The sequence below is a fragment of the Acinetobacter sp. NIPH1876 genome (assembly GCF_022808535.1).
GTDB classification, from domain to species: Bacteria; Pseudomonadota; Gammaproteobacteria; order Pseudomonadales; family Moraxellaceae; genus Acinetobacter; species Acinetobacter higginsii.
On sequence record NZ_JALGBR010000011.1, the window covers coordinates 165935 to 179265 of the forward strand.

16 protein-coding genes are annotated in these 13331 nt (G+C 44.2%); 10 read left to right on the forward strand and 6 right to left on the reverse strand.

Going from position 1 to position 13331, the window contains the following annotated elements:
* Window positions 1–25 precede the first annotated feature (25 nt).
* Both MN869_RS13580 and MN869_RS13585 read right to left on the reverse strand, forming a co-directional pair.
* Window positions 26–1189 carry a PQQ-dependent sugar dehydrogenase gene (locus MN869_RS13580; RefSeq protein ID WP_243308159.1) on the reverse strand — a complete coding sequence of 388 codons (1164 nt, stop codon included), beginning with the start codon at window positions 1187–1189 and terminating at the stop codon, window positions 26–28.
* Between the two features lie 106 nt (window positions 1190–1295).
* Window positions 1296–1748: a YcgN family cysteine cluster protein gene (locus MN869_RS13585; RefSeq protein ID WP_243308160.1), complete on the reverse strand. Its 453-nt coding sequence runs from the start codon at window positions 1746–1748 to the stop codon at window positions 1296–1298.
* A 188-nt stretch (window positions 1749–1936) separates the two neighbouring features.
* On the opposite strand from MN869_RS13585, the gene MN869_RS13590 reads away from it, so the two are divergent.
* The 7 genes from MN869_RS13590 (at window position 1937) to MN869_RS13620 (ending at window position 6812) form a co-directional block, all read left to right on the forward strand.
* Window positions 1937–2095 (forward strand): DUF1328 domain-containing protein, encoded by a 159-nt coding sequence (locus MN869_RS13590; protein WP_004656956.1) that lies wholly within the window; start codon window positions 1937–1939, stop codon window positions 2093–2095.
* Window positions 2096–2260: 165 nt separating this feature from the next.
* Window positions 2261–2998 carry a dienelactone hydrolase family protein gene (locus MN869_RS13595; protein WP_243308161.1) on the forward strand — a complete coding sequence of 246 codons (738 nt, stop codon included), beginning with the start codon at window positions 2261–2263 and terminating at the stop codon, window positions 2996–2998.
* 294 nt (window positions 2999–3292) lie between these two features.
* Complete coding sequence (gene mutY, locus MN869_RS13600; RefSeq protein ID WP_243308162.1) at window positions 3293–4330, forward strand: A/G-specific adenine glycosylase; 1038 nt, start codon at window positions 3293–3295, stop codon at window positions 4328–4330.
* 37 nt (window positions 4331–4367) lie between these two features.
* Window positions 4368–4904 (forward strand): M23 family metallopeptidase, encoded by a 537-nt coding sequence (locus tag MN869_RS13605; protein WP_016542224.1) that lies wholly within the window; start codon window positions 4368–4370, stop codon window positions 4902–4904.
* 9 nt (window positions 4905–4913) lie between these two features.
* The gene (locus MN869_RS13610; RefSeq protein WP_243308164.1) at window positions 4914–5159 is read left to right on the forward strand and encodes a hypothetical protein; all 246 of its coding nucleotides are present in this window, start codon (window positions 4914–4916) and stop codon (window positions 5157–5159) included.
* 36 nt (window positions 5160–5195) lie between these two features.
* Window positions 5196–5750, forward strand: coding sequence for a DNA-3-methyladenine glycosylase I (locus MN869_RS13615; RefSeq protein ID WP_243308166.1), 555 nt, complete (start codon window positions 5196–5198; stop codon window positions 5748–5750).
* Window positions 5751–5786: 36 nt separating this feature from the next.
* Complete coding sequence (locus MN869_RS13620) at window positions 5787–6812, forward strand: NAD(P)-dependent alcohol dehydrogenase (RefSeq protein ID WP_243308168.1); 1026 nt, start codon at window positions 5787–5789, stop codon at window positions 6810–6812.
* Window positions 6813–6859: 47 nt separating this feature from the next.
* Here MN869_RS13620 and MN869_RS13625 read toward each other — a convergent pair whose 3' ends face one another.
* Together MN869_RS13625 and MN869_RS13630 are read right to left on the reverse strand one after the other, a co-directional pair.
* Window positions 6860–7678, reverse strand: coding sequence for an isocitrate lyase/phosphoenolpyruvate mutase family protein (locus MN869_RS13625; RefSeq protein ID WP_243308170.1), 819 nt, complete (start codon window positions 7676–7678; stop codon window positions 6860–6862).
* A 50-nt stretch (window positions 7679–7728) separates the two neighbouring features.
* A complete protein-coding gene (locus MN869_RS13630; RefSeq protein WP_243308172.1) occupies window positions 7729–9147 on the reverse strand; it encodes a PLP-dependent aminotransferase family protein in 1419 nt (472 codons plus the stop codon).
* Window positions 9148–9237: 90 nt separating this feature from the next.
* Here MN869_RS13630 and MN869_RS13635 point away from each other — a divergent pair, with 90 nt between their 5' ends.
* Window positions 9238–9648, forward strand: coding sequence for a hypothetical protein (locus MN869_RS13635; RefSeq protein ID WP_243308174.1), 411 nt, complete (start codon window positions 9238–9240; stop codon window positions 9646–9648).
* On the opposite strand, the gene MN869_RS13640 is transcribed toward MN869_RS13635, so the two are convergent.
* Window positions 9596–10498 carry a LysR family transcriptional regulator gene (locus MN869_RS13640; protein WP_243308175.1) on the reverse strand — a complete coding sequence of 301 codons (903 nt, stop codon included), beginning with the start codon at window positions 10496–10498 and terminating at the stop codon, window positions 9596–9598. The two genes, MN869_RS13635 and MN869_RS13640, sit on opposite strands and share 53 nt — an antisense overlap.
* A gap of 138 nt (window positions 10499–10636) precedes the next feature.
* Between MN869_RS13640 and dkgB the strand changes: the two genes are divergently transcribed.
* Both dkgB and MN869_RS13650 read left to right on the forward strand, forming a co-directional pair.
* Window positions 10637–11443, forward strand: coding sequence for a 2,5-didehydrogluconate reductase DkgB (dkgB, locus tag MN869_RS13645; RefSeq protein ID WP_243308176.1), 807 nt, complete (start codon window positions 10637–10639; stop codon window positions 11441–11443).
* 1 nt (window position 11444) lies between these two features.
* Window positions 11445–12632 carry an MFS transporter gene (locus MN869_RS13650; protein WP_243308177.1) on the forward strand — a complete coding sequence of 396 codons (1188 nt, stop codon included), beginning with the start codon at window positions 11445–11447 and terminating at the stop codon, window positions 12630–12632.
* Between the two features lie 39 nt (window positions 12633–12671).
* Here the strand turns inward: MN869_RS13650 and MN869_RS13655 are convergent, their stop codons facing one another.
* Window positions 12672–13322, reverse strand: a complete 651-nt coding sequence (locus tag MN869_RS13655) for an START domain-containing protein (protein WP_004803420.1) — start codon at window positions 13320–13322, stop codon at window positions 12672–12674.
* Between the last annotated feature and the right edge of the window lie 9 nt (window positions 13323–13331).

Genomic DNA, 13331 nt, shown 5'->3' on the forward strand with positions numbered 1-13331 from the left:
TGTGTATATCACTTGGAGTTAGAATTTAATTGGCATGAAGTTTCAGTAGCTTGGCTTTCGATCCATCTTCGATCACCCAGATTGAACCATCTTGGGCTTGATGTAGCCCACGAATTCGTTGTTTCATCTCGAGTCGTTGAACTTCTTGCACAGGTCGAGATTGAATATCCACAACCACAATGGCTTTAGAGGATAAACCACCAATCAAAGCCTTGTGTTGCCATAAAGGAAACTGCGCCCCCGAATAAATGATCAAGCTAGACGGTGAGATCACAGGGGTCCAATCGATTTCAGGGGCTTTAAACTCTGGACGGGTATCATGATCAGGAATAGGTAAACCTGAATAATGGTCGCCATTCGAAACCGTTGGATAGCCATAGTTTTCCCCTCTCACAATACGGTTTAATTCATCACCACCTTTAGGGCCCATTTCAACCACCCACAACTGTCCTTGCTGATCGAAAGCCATGCCCAATGGATTACGATGACCCAGTGACCAAATCTCTGCCGTTACACCACCTTGCTGATAAAACGGATTGTCTTCCGCAGCAGTTCCATCTGCATTTAAACGTAAAATTTTACCTAAATTACTGTTTAAATCTTGGGCAGGATCAAACTTTTGGCGTTCACCCGAACTGACCCAAAGTTTGCCATCGGGACCAAACTGCATACGATGACCGTAATGGCCTTGCCCTGACACTTTCGGCACTTGCTGCCAGATGGTTTTTAAATCCGTGAGCTTGGGTTGCTTAGGATCAGATAAATCCAGTGTTGCATGTGCAATCTCCGCACCATAGCCACCCAGACCTTTGCTGGCATAACTCAAATATAATTGGTGATTCTGCTGAAAATCAGGATGCAAAATGACATCACCTAAACCACCTTGCCCGCCATAACTGACGGTTGGAACGCCATTCACATTGATACTGGATTTGGTTTTAGGATCAAATAATTTTAATTGTCCTTTACGTTGCGTAATCAGCAAACGTTGATCGGGTAAACTCACAATCGCCCAAGGCTCATCAAACTCAGCGACCGTCTCAATCCGATATTTTTGAGCAACTGTCTGTATGGAAGTTTGCTGTGTATCCATTCCATCTGGCGTTTTAGAATTGCTATTATTGGCACCGCAAGCCAGTAAAAATAAAAAGCTACTACACAACACAGGCGTCATTAACCGTTTATTCATTGTATTTCTCCCTCTCTTATTCTCATCTTAGGGAGTTCAGTCCAGAAAAATACTGCAAAAGTGTAGTTTTATGATCAACAAGTACCAAGCCTTGTTTATTGGAATTTCAACGGATCCAACGCACAATATAATCTTCAATCTGTTCTTCATCGATCTCGCTTTCAGAGATACAACGTCCTGCTGCCGACTTTTTTGCCTTAATCACACTTTGACGTGAGCCTGTATTCAGGTAATGCCATGAGGGTAAATTTTTACCTTCATTCAAACGACGGTAGGCGCAACTCGGTGGCAACCACGAAATGGTGCTGAGTCGCTCTGGGGTTAATTGGATGCAATCAGGCACTTGCTGCTGACGGTTGGGATAATCTGAACAACGCGCGGTTTTACAGTCCAGTAATTTGCATGCCACTTTGGTATACGCAACCTCTGCGGTTTCCTCATCTTCCAACTTGATCAAACAACATAAACCACAGCCGTCACACAATGCCTCCCACTCCGCATTGCTGAGCTGATCAAGCGGATAGTGTTTCCAAAAGTTGGGGCGCAATTCGACGGACATACAGAGCTTTCAATATTAAAAAATGAGCGTCCTATTATAGCATTCATCTTTGCTTTGCTGACTTCAATCTCTTTTAATTGATTTAACACTTCTTTAAGTATTAAACATTTAAACCACATAAACACCACATTTTGTGCAAAAAACACACGTTATAGTGGACACATAACGAAAAATTAGGAGGACACGACATGTTCCGTTGGGCCATTATTTTTGCAGTCATCGCACTCATTGCCAGTTTATTAGGTTTTGGTGGCGTAGCAGGTTTATCCAAAGATTTCGCGGTAATCTTATTGGTTGTTGCCGTCATCTTAGCAATCGTCGGCTTCTTATCCAGAGGCAAAGTCTAGTCGTTTTGACCTACGCAAAATAAAAAAAGAAGAATCTTGGTATTCTTCTTTTTTTATTTTGGTCATCACTAAAACAAGCGTATTTATTCTGTTTTTACGATGCCATCCATTTTCCTTTTTATGTTTTAATCAATGCATTCTAAAAATATAGATCAGGATTAAACAATGAGCTTCCCGATTAACACCCGTGAAATTGAATATACCGCTCCCGATGGTCAACGTCTCATTGGCTATTTCGCTGCACCTGCAATTGATATGCCCGTTGCTGGGGTGATTGTGGCACCGGAATGGTGGGGCCGTAATGAATATACAGAACAACGCGCGCGCGAGTTGGCAGCGCATGGTTTTGCTGCGCTCGCGATTGATATGTATGGCGATAAAAAAGTTACAACGAGTGTGCCTCAAGCCTCTGAATGGATGAACCAAACTTTTGAACATGCTGATACCATTGTTGACCGTGCTCAAGCAGGCTTAGATGCTTTAGCGGCGCAAGTAGAGGTCAATGCCGACAAATTGGCAGCGGTTGGTTTCTGTTATGGCGGTAAAGTAGTGCTAGATTTGGCGCGTTCAGGTGCAGATATCAAAGCCGTTGCCACGTTCCATGCGATATTAAGTCCGAAAGCTCTTGCTGAGAAAGGCAAAGTCAAAGCCGAAATTTTAGTCCTGCATGGTGAACTGGATAGCATGGTGACCTTGGACAATGTTGCCAGCTTCCGTCAAGAAATGCATGATGCTGCCGTGGATCATGAGGTGATTATTTTTGAAGATGCCAAACATGGTTTTAGTAATCCTCTTGCAGATGAACGTGCCAAAGCCAACAATGTTGACTTAGGCTATAACGCTGAAGCAGAACGTCAAAGTCTTGAAGCGATGTATGAGCTGTTAGATAAACATTTAAAGTGATTTGAAAAGCGATCTCTAAAAAACCCCCATCAACACGGAATTGAGCGAATATATAGTTTGTTTAAATCCTAGAAAATTTCTACTCGTGCAAGGCGACATGAATGTCGCCTGTTTGGCTGCCTTACTCTGCTTTCAATTGGGCAGTGCAAACTTAACGGAGTCGTGCCAAGTTCTCATCGAATTTCACACTATGTCTTTGACGACCTACATCTCGTTGATGTTCCAATAGAATTTTAACGCCTAAAAAAACCTATTTCCGCTATACTATGCCTCTGCTTTTTACTGTTCTGATTCATGTCTGATTTCTCATTTTCTGATGCACTACTTACATGGTTCGACCAACACGGTCGTCACGACCTGCCATGGCAAGTGGTCGATGATCCCTACAAAGTTTGGGTTTCAGAAATCATGCTGCAACAGACGCAAGTCAAAACCGTACTGCAATATTTTGATCGTTTTATTGAACGTTTTCCAACGGTCGAAACATTAGGTCAAGCCAGTTGGGAGGATGTCGCACCTTATTGGGCAGGCCTCGGCTACTATGCCCGCGCACGCAATCTACATAAAGCGGCAGGCATTGTCAGTCAACAAGGGAAATTTCCAGAAACACTCGAACAATGGATTGAGCTGCCAGGCATTGGCCGCTCCACTGCTGGTGCGCTCATGTCACTTGGCTTACGTCAGTATGGCGTGATTATGGATGGCAACGTAAAACGTGTATTGGCTCGTTTTCTTGCCATCGAGGATGATCTGTCCAAGCCCCAACATGAACGGGCACTCTGGCAAATTGCGGAAGATCTCTGCCCAAAAGAGCGCAATCATGATTATACCCAAGCGATCATGGATTTAGGGGCAACCGTTTGTACCCCGAAAAAGCCGCTATGTTTATACTGTCCAATGCAGCAACACTGCCAAGCCTATCAACAAGGCATGGAACAGGAACTTCCTTTCAAAAAAGCCAAGAAACCCGTTCCAGTCAAAACAGCCAATGTGTTACTGATCCAATCTGGAGATGAATGGCTATGGCAACAACGTGAAGCACATGGCCTATGGGGAGGATTATATTGTCTTCCAATCATTGAACAAGCAACCGAATTACAACAGATTGAGCAACACTTCAAACTACAAGCTCAAGTATCATCATTGCAGATTAGCCATAGCTTTACTCACTTCACTTGGTTACTACATGAAAAACTGTTCCACGTGGAACACGATCAAAAAGAACAGTTGAGTATCGAATTAAATGGCATATGGCTAAGTCCAGAAAATGCGATTGCTAAAGGCATTCCAACAGCCATGAAAAAACTGATGACAGCCAAACAAAAGGCTTAACGCCCAAAACGCTGTATATCAAACGCAAGGAGTTTGTGTGCGTCATTCGATTTCCTATACGGTTCTAGGTGTGTTGATGATTTTATTATCAGCCTGTGCCACCACCCCAAAGAAACCTACCCCCTTACCCAATGCTCAGGTGAATAAGCTCAAGAGCATGCGTTTAGACAGCCGCCTTCCTGTTCCGGTCAAAGGGGTGAGTCGCAATCAATTACGGGATACTTGGGGCGCGGCACGAAGTCAGGGCCGTAGCCATGAGGGAATCGATATCATGGCAGAGCGTGGTACGAAAGTGTATAGTGCTACCGAAGGCTTAGTTGCTGATTTACGTAATAATAATTTAGGTGGCAAGGTGGTCTGGATCATGGGTCCAGCTGGCACTTGGCACTATTATGCGCATCTGGATGGACATAAACGCGGTCTCAATGTTGGCGACTATGTCCGTAAAGGTGATCTGATCGGTTATGTGGGCAATACGGGTAATGCCCGCTATACCGCTCCGCATTTACACTACGGCATTTATTTAAATGGCAAAGGGCGTGGTGCAGTCAACCCATACCCATATTTACGTTAGGAACACACAATGTCAGAAGCATTGATTGAACGTCTGGTTGAATTTGCAGAGTCTGGAAATCAGCAAAAAATCATCCTGAATGGCACCAGCTATCAGGGTTGGATCATGGAAATTACCGAAGATGCTTTGTTGATTAGTACAGGTTTTGCCGATAAATCAGGTAAAGACTTTTGGCTTAAGTTTACTGATTTAAATAGCGCAGAACTGTATTATTGGGATACTCGCCCAAATGAATGGGTGGCATTCCAACTTTAAATTATACGGTTCAAATAACAACAAGGAGCATCAAATATGTCAACTCAACGCTGTGGCTGGTGCTCCGATGATCCCCTCTATATTGCCTATCATGATCAGGAATGGGGCAAGCCTCAACATGATGAAAACCATTTGTTTGAGATGCTCTGTCTGGAAGGACAGCAAGCTGGTCTTTCTTGGATTACGGTACTGAAAAAACGTGAGCACTATCGCTCACATTTCTTTCAACATTCCATCGCAGACGTCGCAGCACTCACCGATGATCAACTCGAACTCAAACTCAGTGATGCAGGCTTAATCCGTCACATCGGTAAACTTAAGGCCATTCGGGATAATGCCATTGCTTGGCTCAAACTCAAAGATGAAGTCAATGATGTGCCCGCTTGGCTATGGAATTTTGTTGACCATCAAACCGAAAATAATGATGTCGTGAATTATCGTGAAGCACCTGCGCAAACTGAGCTGAGTCAAAAACTATCCAAGACCTTAAAAAAACGTGGCTTTAAATTTGTGGGCCCAACCACCTGCTACGCCTTTATGCAGGCGGTGGGTATGGTCAATGACCATGAAAATGATTGCCAATTTAAATAACCAATCATCATCGATTTTCCTTGAATGGGAGTTCCAATGAGCAATAATCAAATTCGCGCTTATGCTGCAATGCAAGCAGGTGAGCAAGTGGTGCCTTACCAATTTGATGCGGGAGACTTAAAAGCCCATCAAGTTGAAGTCAAGGTTGAATATTGTGGTCTGTGCCACTCCGATCTTTCAGTCATCAATAATGAATGGCAATCGTCGGTTTATCCTGCGGTGGCTGGGCATGAGATCATTGGTACCATCCTTGCACTGGGATCAGAGGCCAAAGGACTCAAAGTCGGTCAACGCGTTGGAATTGGCTGGACTGCGGAAACCTGCCAAGCCTGTGATCCCTGTATTGGCGGCAATCAGGTGTTATGTACAGGCGAAAGAAGCGCCACCATCATCGGACATGCAGGTGGTTTTGCCGACAAAGTTCGTGCAGGTTGGCAATGGGTTATTCCCCTTCCAGATGATTTAGACCCTGAAAGTGCTGGCCCACTCCTCTGTGGTGGCATTACCGTCTTTGATCCTTTGCTCAAGCACAAGATTCAAGCGACCCATCATGTCGGTGTGATTGGGATCGGTGGTCTCGGTCATATTGCGATTAAATTACTCAAAGCATGGGGCTGTGAAATCACCGCTTTCAGCTCGAACCCAGATAAAACCGAAGAACTCAAAGCCATGGGCGCTGACCACGTAGTCAATAGCCGTGATGCGCAAGCCATTAAAGCACAACGTGGCAAGTTTGATTTATTGCTCAGTACAGTCAATGTAACACTGAATTGGCAAGCCTACTTAAACACTTTGGCACCGAAAGGCAGCCTACATTTCCTAGGCGTGACTTTGGAACCGATCCCTGTTTCTGTCGGTGCAATCATGGGCGGCGCTAAATCTGTCACCTCATCACCAACGGGCTCACCGTTAGCGCTGCGCCAACTTTTACAATTTGCTGCACGGAAAAATATCGCACCACAGATTGAGCTATTTCCGATGTCACAGCTGAATGAAGCGATTGAACGACTGCATTCAGGCCAAGCACGTTATCGCATCGTACTCAAAGCAGACTTCGACTAATTCATACTCTGCCGCAATCCGCCAATTGTTGAATCGCTTGGCGGATTTCATCTCAGTCTTTTATTCAACTCAGCCCCAGAGATATTCTCTGAAAAACAGTTGAAATGACCAGTTTCCGCAATCGAAGTGGCTGCTTGAATAAAAGCATGCCATGTGGTCCGTGCCAATGCACTCCCTACACTGATTCGTCGAACGCCTAAAAATGCCAGCTCTTGCACACTCAGTTCACTGTCCCATGCAATCAGAACATTCACTGGTTTAGGTGCTACAGCTTGAACCACCGCAACAATCTGATCTGCTGTTTTTATACCAGGCGCATAAAGACAATCAGCACCCGCAGCAGAATAGGCTTTCAGTCGAGTAATGGTATCGTCTAAATCTGGAACGCCAATAAAAAAATTTTCAGCACGTCCGATCAACATCACGTCTTCACCACTTTCATCAATCGCTTTACGTGCTGCGGCTATCCGATTAACAGCCTCCTCAAGCTCTCGTAATGGCTTTTCCGTATTTCCAGCCGAATCCTCAATCGATATACCTGCAACCCCTGTTGCAATCGCCATCGTTACGCTTTCAACAACGCCCTCGATCGTTTCTGCAAAACCACTTTCAAAATCTGCATTCACAGGTTGATCGGTTGATTGAACCATATAACCAAGATGAGCGAGTACCTCTGCTCGTGACAACTGTCCATCCGTCTTTCCACAAGACCATGCATAACCCGCACTGGTGGTTGCTAAAGCCTGATAACCGAGTTGCTGCAACATTTTTGCACTACCTGCATCCCATGGATTGGGCAATACAAAACATCCTGCCTGATGCAGATCACGAAATATTTTTCTTTTTTCAGCAATCGTAGCTTCCATTCTCTCATCCCTCTTTTTTAATTCTCGCGGTAAATTCGAAATCAATATACTTAGGAATTCAGACTCGCCCGTGTCCACTCAGCTAACTTTTGAATGGCTTGACGGATTTCTGCTGTTAAGGCATGGCCGGCATTTAAGCGGATAAAATGCTGATAACGGCGATCTTCACCAAACACTTCACCAGGCACAATGTTGATCCCCTGTGCTTGTGCCAAATAATAGAGTTCCAACCCCGTAATACTGTCTGGAAGCTGTAGCCATAAGGCATAACCACCTTGTGACTGGCTCAGCGCAATCGGAATGCCGTGAAAGCGCTCTAAAATATATGCTCGGTACTGCTCCACTTGCTGCATCAACTTGGGTCTCAGCCGATCTAAATGCTCCCGATAACCTCGGCTATAAATAAAGTCTGCTAAACCTAACTGTAACGGCGTATTTACCCCCACATTGTTGGCCAATAATTGTGGTCTTAAATATTGCAGCTGTTGACCCAAACAAAACCAACCGACCCGATAGGCGGTTGATAATGACTTGGATACCGAGCCACACCAGATCACATAGCCTTCCTGATCCCAGTAGCGAATGGGTAAAGGTCGTTCCTTTTGAAAGCTACATTCGCCATAGATATCATCTTCCAAAATAAAACATTGATACTTTTGTGCCAGTTGAGCAATGTGCTGTTTTTGTTCATTGCTGAGACAATAGCCCAAAGGATTCTGAAAATTGGCGGTCAGCAAACACAGTTTGGCATCACCCTGTTTCATAAAAAATTCTAAGCGCCCTAGATCAATGCCACGATGATCTGCTGGAATCTCAATAATTTTGCGTTTCAGGCTGGCCAACATTTGCAGCTGACCATTAAAAGTCGGCGTCGGTACTAAAATACTATCGCCCTCTTTGCTGATTTGTTGAATCAGTAGCGATAAGGCAGGCATACAGCCATTGCTAATAAAAATATCATCGGTCGCAACATAGATACCATCTTCACGCCAATGATCAGATAAGGCTTTACGAAGTTGCTGATGTCCCTGTTTATTACAATATAAAAAATCTTCAGGCTGGCAATGTTTCAAAGCACGTTGTAAAGAACGACGCAATCCATCGACAGGAATCAAATGGGGTGACAATTGGATTGCACCCAACGGCGTTAAATGATGCTGGATCGAAGCAGTTTGAATTTGATTTTGCAGGTCTAGATTTGAAACCTGACGGGCTTTGGACTCAAAGTTCGGACTGTCAGGTACGGCACTTTGATATTGTCTTGAATTGACAAAATAGCCCGATTTGGCTTTTACATAGATCAGCCCTTTGGCTTCCAGTAGCTCGTAACACTGTTGCGCTGTACTCAGGCTGATACTTTGCTGACGTGCAAATTCCCTTAAAGAACTTAATTTCTGTTGTGGCTGTAACTCATGCTGGTAGATTTTATGCGCCAGCTGTTCTGCTAAACGTTGATATTGGAAGCTCATCTCTGTACTGCTTTTTTATAAATTTCTGTATCTGTATTGGTTTATACAACACCGTTAAGCTATAAAAATCAACAGCCAAAGGATAAGACCATGAAAAATAATATCTTATTTATATTAAGCGCCGTTTTATTTACAGGCTGCAATCTGACCGACCAAGCCACCTACCAGCAACAACAAGTGTGTAAATCGCTTTCTCAGGGCTACCTGCAAATTCAAAACCAACCAACCTATGAGTTATGGAAAATGGAAAAAAGTGAGGCACCAGAGCAGACTCGTATCATCAAAATGACCTATAAGAAACCCAATGAAAATGGTTTGATACTCTCAAGCAACTTTCTGCCAACGGTCGAACTTGAATGCAAGTTACAACAGCAACATATTGTTGTTTCAGTGATACAAAAAACTGGACCATCAATTCCAGTGCTAAATGTGCAACTTCAAAATGATGCTATTGGCAAACCGAGAAGCCCTGACTTAGTTGCTCAGTCAAAAACTCAATAAATAAACGGACACGTTTCGGCAAGTGCTCTTGTTGATAATAAACAGCATGGATGCTTTGATAAGAGTGCTCGATCTGATCTTCAAATAGGGCCTCAAGACGCCCTTCTCGAATGTCCTGCCAGATTTCAAATTCAGATAACCGAGCAATACCCTGCCCACGTAAACACAGTTGTCGCACGGTTTCACCGCTAGATGCTCTCACTTTAGGTTGTGCTTGAAAATATTCACCCTCAATTTTAATCGGCCAAGTGTTGATATAGGTTGGACGGGTAAAACCAATCACATCATGTTCAGGCAATGCTTGAGGCTGTAAAGGCCTGCCCTTGCGTTTTAGATATTCAGGACTGGCAACAATATAGATACGACTTTTACACACCAATTTAGCGTGTAAGCTGGAATCATGTAATTCACCAAAACGAAACGCCACATCGGTTTTATGTTCCAGTAGATCAATCACCAAATCATTGCTATTCAATTCGATTTCAATATTGGGATAACACTGCCGAAACTTATGTACCAATGGTGTGATCACATGCAAGATAAATGGTGTCGCGGAGTCAATCCGAATCACCCCCGACGTATCCTGATCTGATTTCTGTAATGCTTCTTCGGCCGCATTCAAATCACTCAGGATTTTACGGGCCTGTTGCAGGAATTGCTGCCCTTCTTGTGTCAGTTTTAATTTTCGCGTGGTCCGTTCCAACAAAGTGACTTCGAGCTTGGATTCTAAGCGGCTGAGTGAACGACTGAGCCCAGATGCAGTCTGCCCCAATCGTTCAGCAGCGGCAATAAATGAACCTGTATCGACGATGGTCATAAAAGCAAGCAGTTCTTCTACCGTAGACTTCATTGCCACCCTCTCAATTATTGATATTTAGTCAACTGTATTTTGCAAATTCCTCTATTTTTTAGCAACAATAATCATCGCAAAATAACAGCCATCCACAAAACAGCTCTTTAGAGCATGAAAAAAGATTAGGTGAAAAATATGCGTATCCCTCAATTTGGTTTAGGTACTTTCCGTCTTAAAGATCAAGCAGTGATTGACTCAGTTAAAACCGCTCTGGAAGTGGGTTATCGTGCCATTGATACCGCACAGGTCTATGAAAACGAAGCAGCAGTAGGTCAAGCCATTGCTGAAAGTGGTGTAGCACGCCAAGATCTGTTCCTCACCACAAAAATCTGGGTCGACAATTTTGCTGAAGATAAGTTCATTCCAAGCTTAAAAGACAGTCTGCAAAAACTAGGTACCGATGCAGTTGATCTCACCTTGATCCACTGGCCAGCTCCAGCACTGGGTGTCTCCATCCCAAGCGTGATGCAATTGTTATTAGAGGCAAAGCAACAGGGTTTGACTAAACAAATCGGGATTTCAAACTTTAATATCGCCTTGACCCAACAAGCGATTGATAGCATTGGTGTAGAACACATTGCCACCAACCAGATTGAACTCAGTCCTTATTTGCAAAACCGCACCTTGGTCAATTTTTTAGGTGAACAAAATATTGATGTGACTTCATACATGACTTTGGCTTATGGCAAAGTACTGCAGGATCCTACCTTAGTTGAGATCGCTGCACAGCATCAGGCAACGACTGCACAAATCGCTTTGGCTTGGGCCTTACAAAATGATTTTGCTGTGATTCCATCATCAACCAAACGTGAAAACCTGATCAGCAACTTAAAAGCGCAAGACTTAACTTTAAGTGCAGAAGAAATGCAGCTGATCGCTCAACTTGAACGTAATGGTCGAGAAGTGAGTCCTGAACCATTTGCACCTAAATGGGACAAATAACATGAGCAGCCGCATCAACCTTCCTTTGCTGGCACTGGCGATTGGTGCATTTGCCATTGGCACAACAGAGTTCTCTCCCATGGGGCTGTTGCCCAATATTGCCAATGATCTTGGGGTGTCGATCCCAAGTGCGGGCATGCTCATTACAGGTTATGCACTGGGCGTGATGCTCGGTGCGCCGATCATGACCTTATGGTTTGGTGGCTTTGCCCGTCGTAATGCCCTGATTCTACTGATGGCAATCTTCACCATTGGTAATCTGATCGCAGCCTTTGCACCCAACTATATGAGTTTAATGGGCGCTCGCCTGATTACCAGTCTGAATCACGGTGCCTTCTTCGGAATTGGTTCTGTGGTGGCCGCCAGTGTTGTTCCAGCAAATAAACAGGCCAGTGCGGTGGCAACCATGTTTATGGGCCTCACCATCGCCAATATTGGTGGTGTACCACTGGCAACATGGGTAGGACAAAACATTGGTTGGAGAATGTCTTTCCTTGCGATTTCTGCACTCGGTGTCATCACCATGCTGGCGCTCTGGAAAGCACTGCCTGTCGGATCTGTCGGTCAAAAACCGAATGTCAAAATGGAACTGAAAGTTCTGACTCGCCTGCCTGTGCTGTTGGCACTCTTAACCACAGTATTTGGTGCTTCCGCGATGTTCACCCTATACACCTACATCGCGCCAAGCTTGGTTGAATTTAGCCATGCTTCACCGACCTTTATCACCATGATGCTGGTCTTGATCGGAATTGGTTTTTCAATCGGGAACCATTTCGGTGGAAAGTTTGCAGACTTATCGATTGATAAAACCTTAATTGGTTTCTTAGTGCTACTAATCGCGTTGATGGTCATCTTCCCAATCCTTGCTCAAAATCAATTGGGTGCAGCAATCGGTTTGGTGATCTGGGGTGCGGCAGCCTTTGCCATTGTTCCGCCATTGCAAATGCGCGTGATGTCGGTGGCACATGAAGCCTCGGGCCTTGCTTCTTCAGTGAATATTGGTGCGTTTAACTTAGGCAATGCCATTGGAGCTGCAGCAGGCGGTGCAGTGTTAAGTCTCGGCTTAAACTATGCGGCTGTTTCCATGATTGGTGCTGTGCTGGCAGGTATTGGTTTAATCTTGGTGTTCATTCAAATGAAATTAGCAAGCAAACCAGAGTCGCCATTACAACAATGTCCTCAAGCTTAAACTCAAATAAAAAAGCCTGATTTAAATCAGGCTTTTTTATTATTTCAATAAATCTGGTAACTTCGGTTGTGCATATAAAGGATTATTCACTTCTTTTTTCATTTTCATCAGCATTTGATAAGGTTGCTGCTGCACAAACATGTTCACAAAGCTCAATGGAATTGCCCCTGCTGGATCGGCATAGCCACTGGTCGTCACTTTTACTTTGTTATTTGCCAGCCGCTGGAACGTCCAGTCACCTGCGTATTTGCTTAAGCGCACCACATCAGGCTGCTCAGGGTAATTATTCTGAATGGCATTGTTTTTAATACTGATGCTGCCATCCGCATTTTTAGTCATTTTGCCTTTAATCACCACATCACGGTCTTTTAAAGGAAATGGGAAGTCCAAAACCATATACAGGGTAAATTCACCTTTCTTATCATCACGTGATAGCATTTGTGCCTTGCCCACATACGGCACCCATTGCGGTGTACGTTCTACATCCAGTACTACTGCTACAGCACGTTCTAAAGGCACATCAAATGTGGTTTCAGCTTTATATTGAATAATCGGATTGTTTTCTGTTTGGTACGTCCAAACCTTAATATTGTTCCGATGCAAACTGAGTTTGGCTGTATCTGTTGCTGCAGTCACCGCAAAGCTGCTGAGACTGAGCAATGTGGCAAGAACGATATGTTTTTTATTCATGTCATGCTC

What these genes read in the sequence shown, in the direction of transcription:
- MN869_RS13580 (WP_243308159.1), bottom strand. Translation starts at nt 1,189, where the DNA reads ATGAATAAACGGTTAATGACGCCTGTGTTGTGTAGTAGCTTTTTATTT.
- MN869_RS13585 (WP_243308160.1), bottom strand. Translation starts at nt 1,748, where the DNA reads ATGTCCGTCGAATTGCGCCCCAACTTTTGGAAACACTATCCGCTTGAT.
- MN869_RS13590 (WP_004656956.1), top strand. Translation starts at nt 1,937, where the DNA reads ATGTTCCGTTGGGCCATTATTTTTGCAGTCATCGCACTCATTGCCAGT.
- MN869_RS13595 (WP_243308161.1), top strand. Translation starts at nt 2,261, where the DNA reads ATGAGCTTCCCGATTAACACCCGTGAAATTGAATATACCGCTCCCGAT.
- mutY (WP_243308162.1), top strand. Translation starts at nt 3,293, where the DNA reads ATGTCTGATTTCTCATTTTCTGATGCACTACTTACATGGTTCGACCAA.
- MN869_RS13610 (WP_243308164.1), top strand. Translation starts at nt 4,914, where the DNA reads ATGTCAGAAGCATTGATTGAACGTCTGGTTGAATTTGCAGAGTCTGGA.
- MN869_RS13615 (WP_243308166.1), top strand. Translation starts at nt 5,196, where the DNA reads ATGTCAACTCAACGCTGTGGCTGGTGCTCCGATGATCCCCTCTATATT.
- MN869_RS13620 (WP_243308168.1), top strand. Translation starts at nt 5,787, where the DNA reads ATGAGCAATAATCAAATTCGCGCTTATGCTGCAATGCAAGCAGGTGAG.
- MN869_RS13625 (WP_243308170.1), bottom strand. Translation starts at nt 7,678, where the DNA reads ATGGAAGCTACGATTGCTGAAAAAAGAAAAATATTTCGTGATCTGCAT.
- MN869_RS13630 (WP_243308172.1), bottom strand. Translation starts at nt 9,147, where the DNA reads ATGAGCTTCCAATATCAACGTTTAGCAGAACAGCTGGCGCATAAAATC.
- MN869_RS13635 (WP_243308174.1), top strand. Translation starts at nt 9,238, where the DNA reads ATGAAAAATAATATCTTATTTATATTAAGCGCCGTTTTATTTACAGGC.
- MN869_RS13640 (WP_243308175.1), bottom strand. Translation starts at nt 10,498, where the DNA reads ATGAAGTCTACGGTAGAAGAACTGCTTGCTTTTATGACCATCGTCGAT.
- dkgB (WP_243308176.1), top strand. Translation starts at nt 10,637, where the DNA reads ATGCGTATCCCTCAATTTGGTTTAGGTACTTTCCGTCTTAAAGATCAA.
- MN869_RS13650 (WP_243308177.1), top strand. Translation starts at nt 11,445, where the DNA reads ATGAGCAGCCGCATCAACCTTCCTTTGCTGGCACTGGCGATTGGTGCA.
- MN869_RS13655 (WP_004803420.1), bottom strand. Translation starts at nt 13,322, where the DNA reads ATGAATAAAAAACATATCGTTCTTGCCACATTGCTCAGTCTCAGCAGC.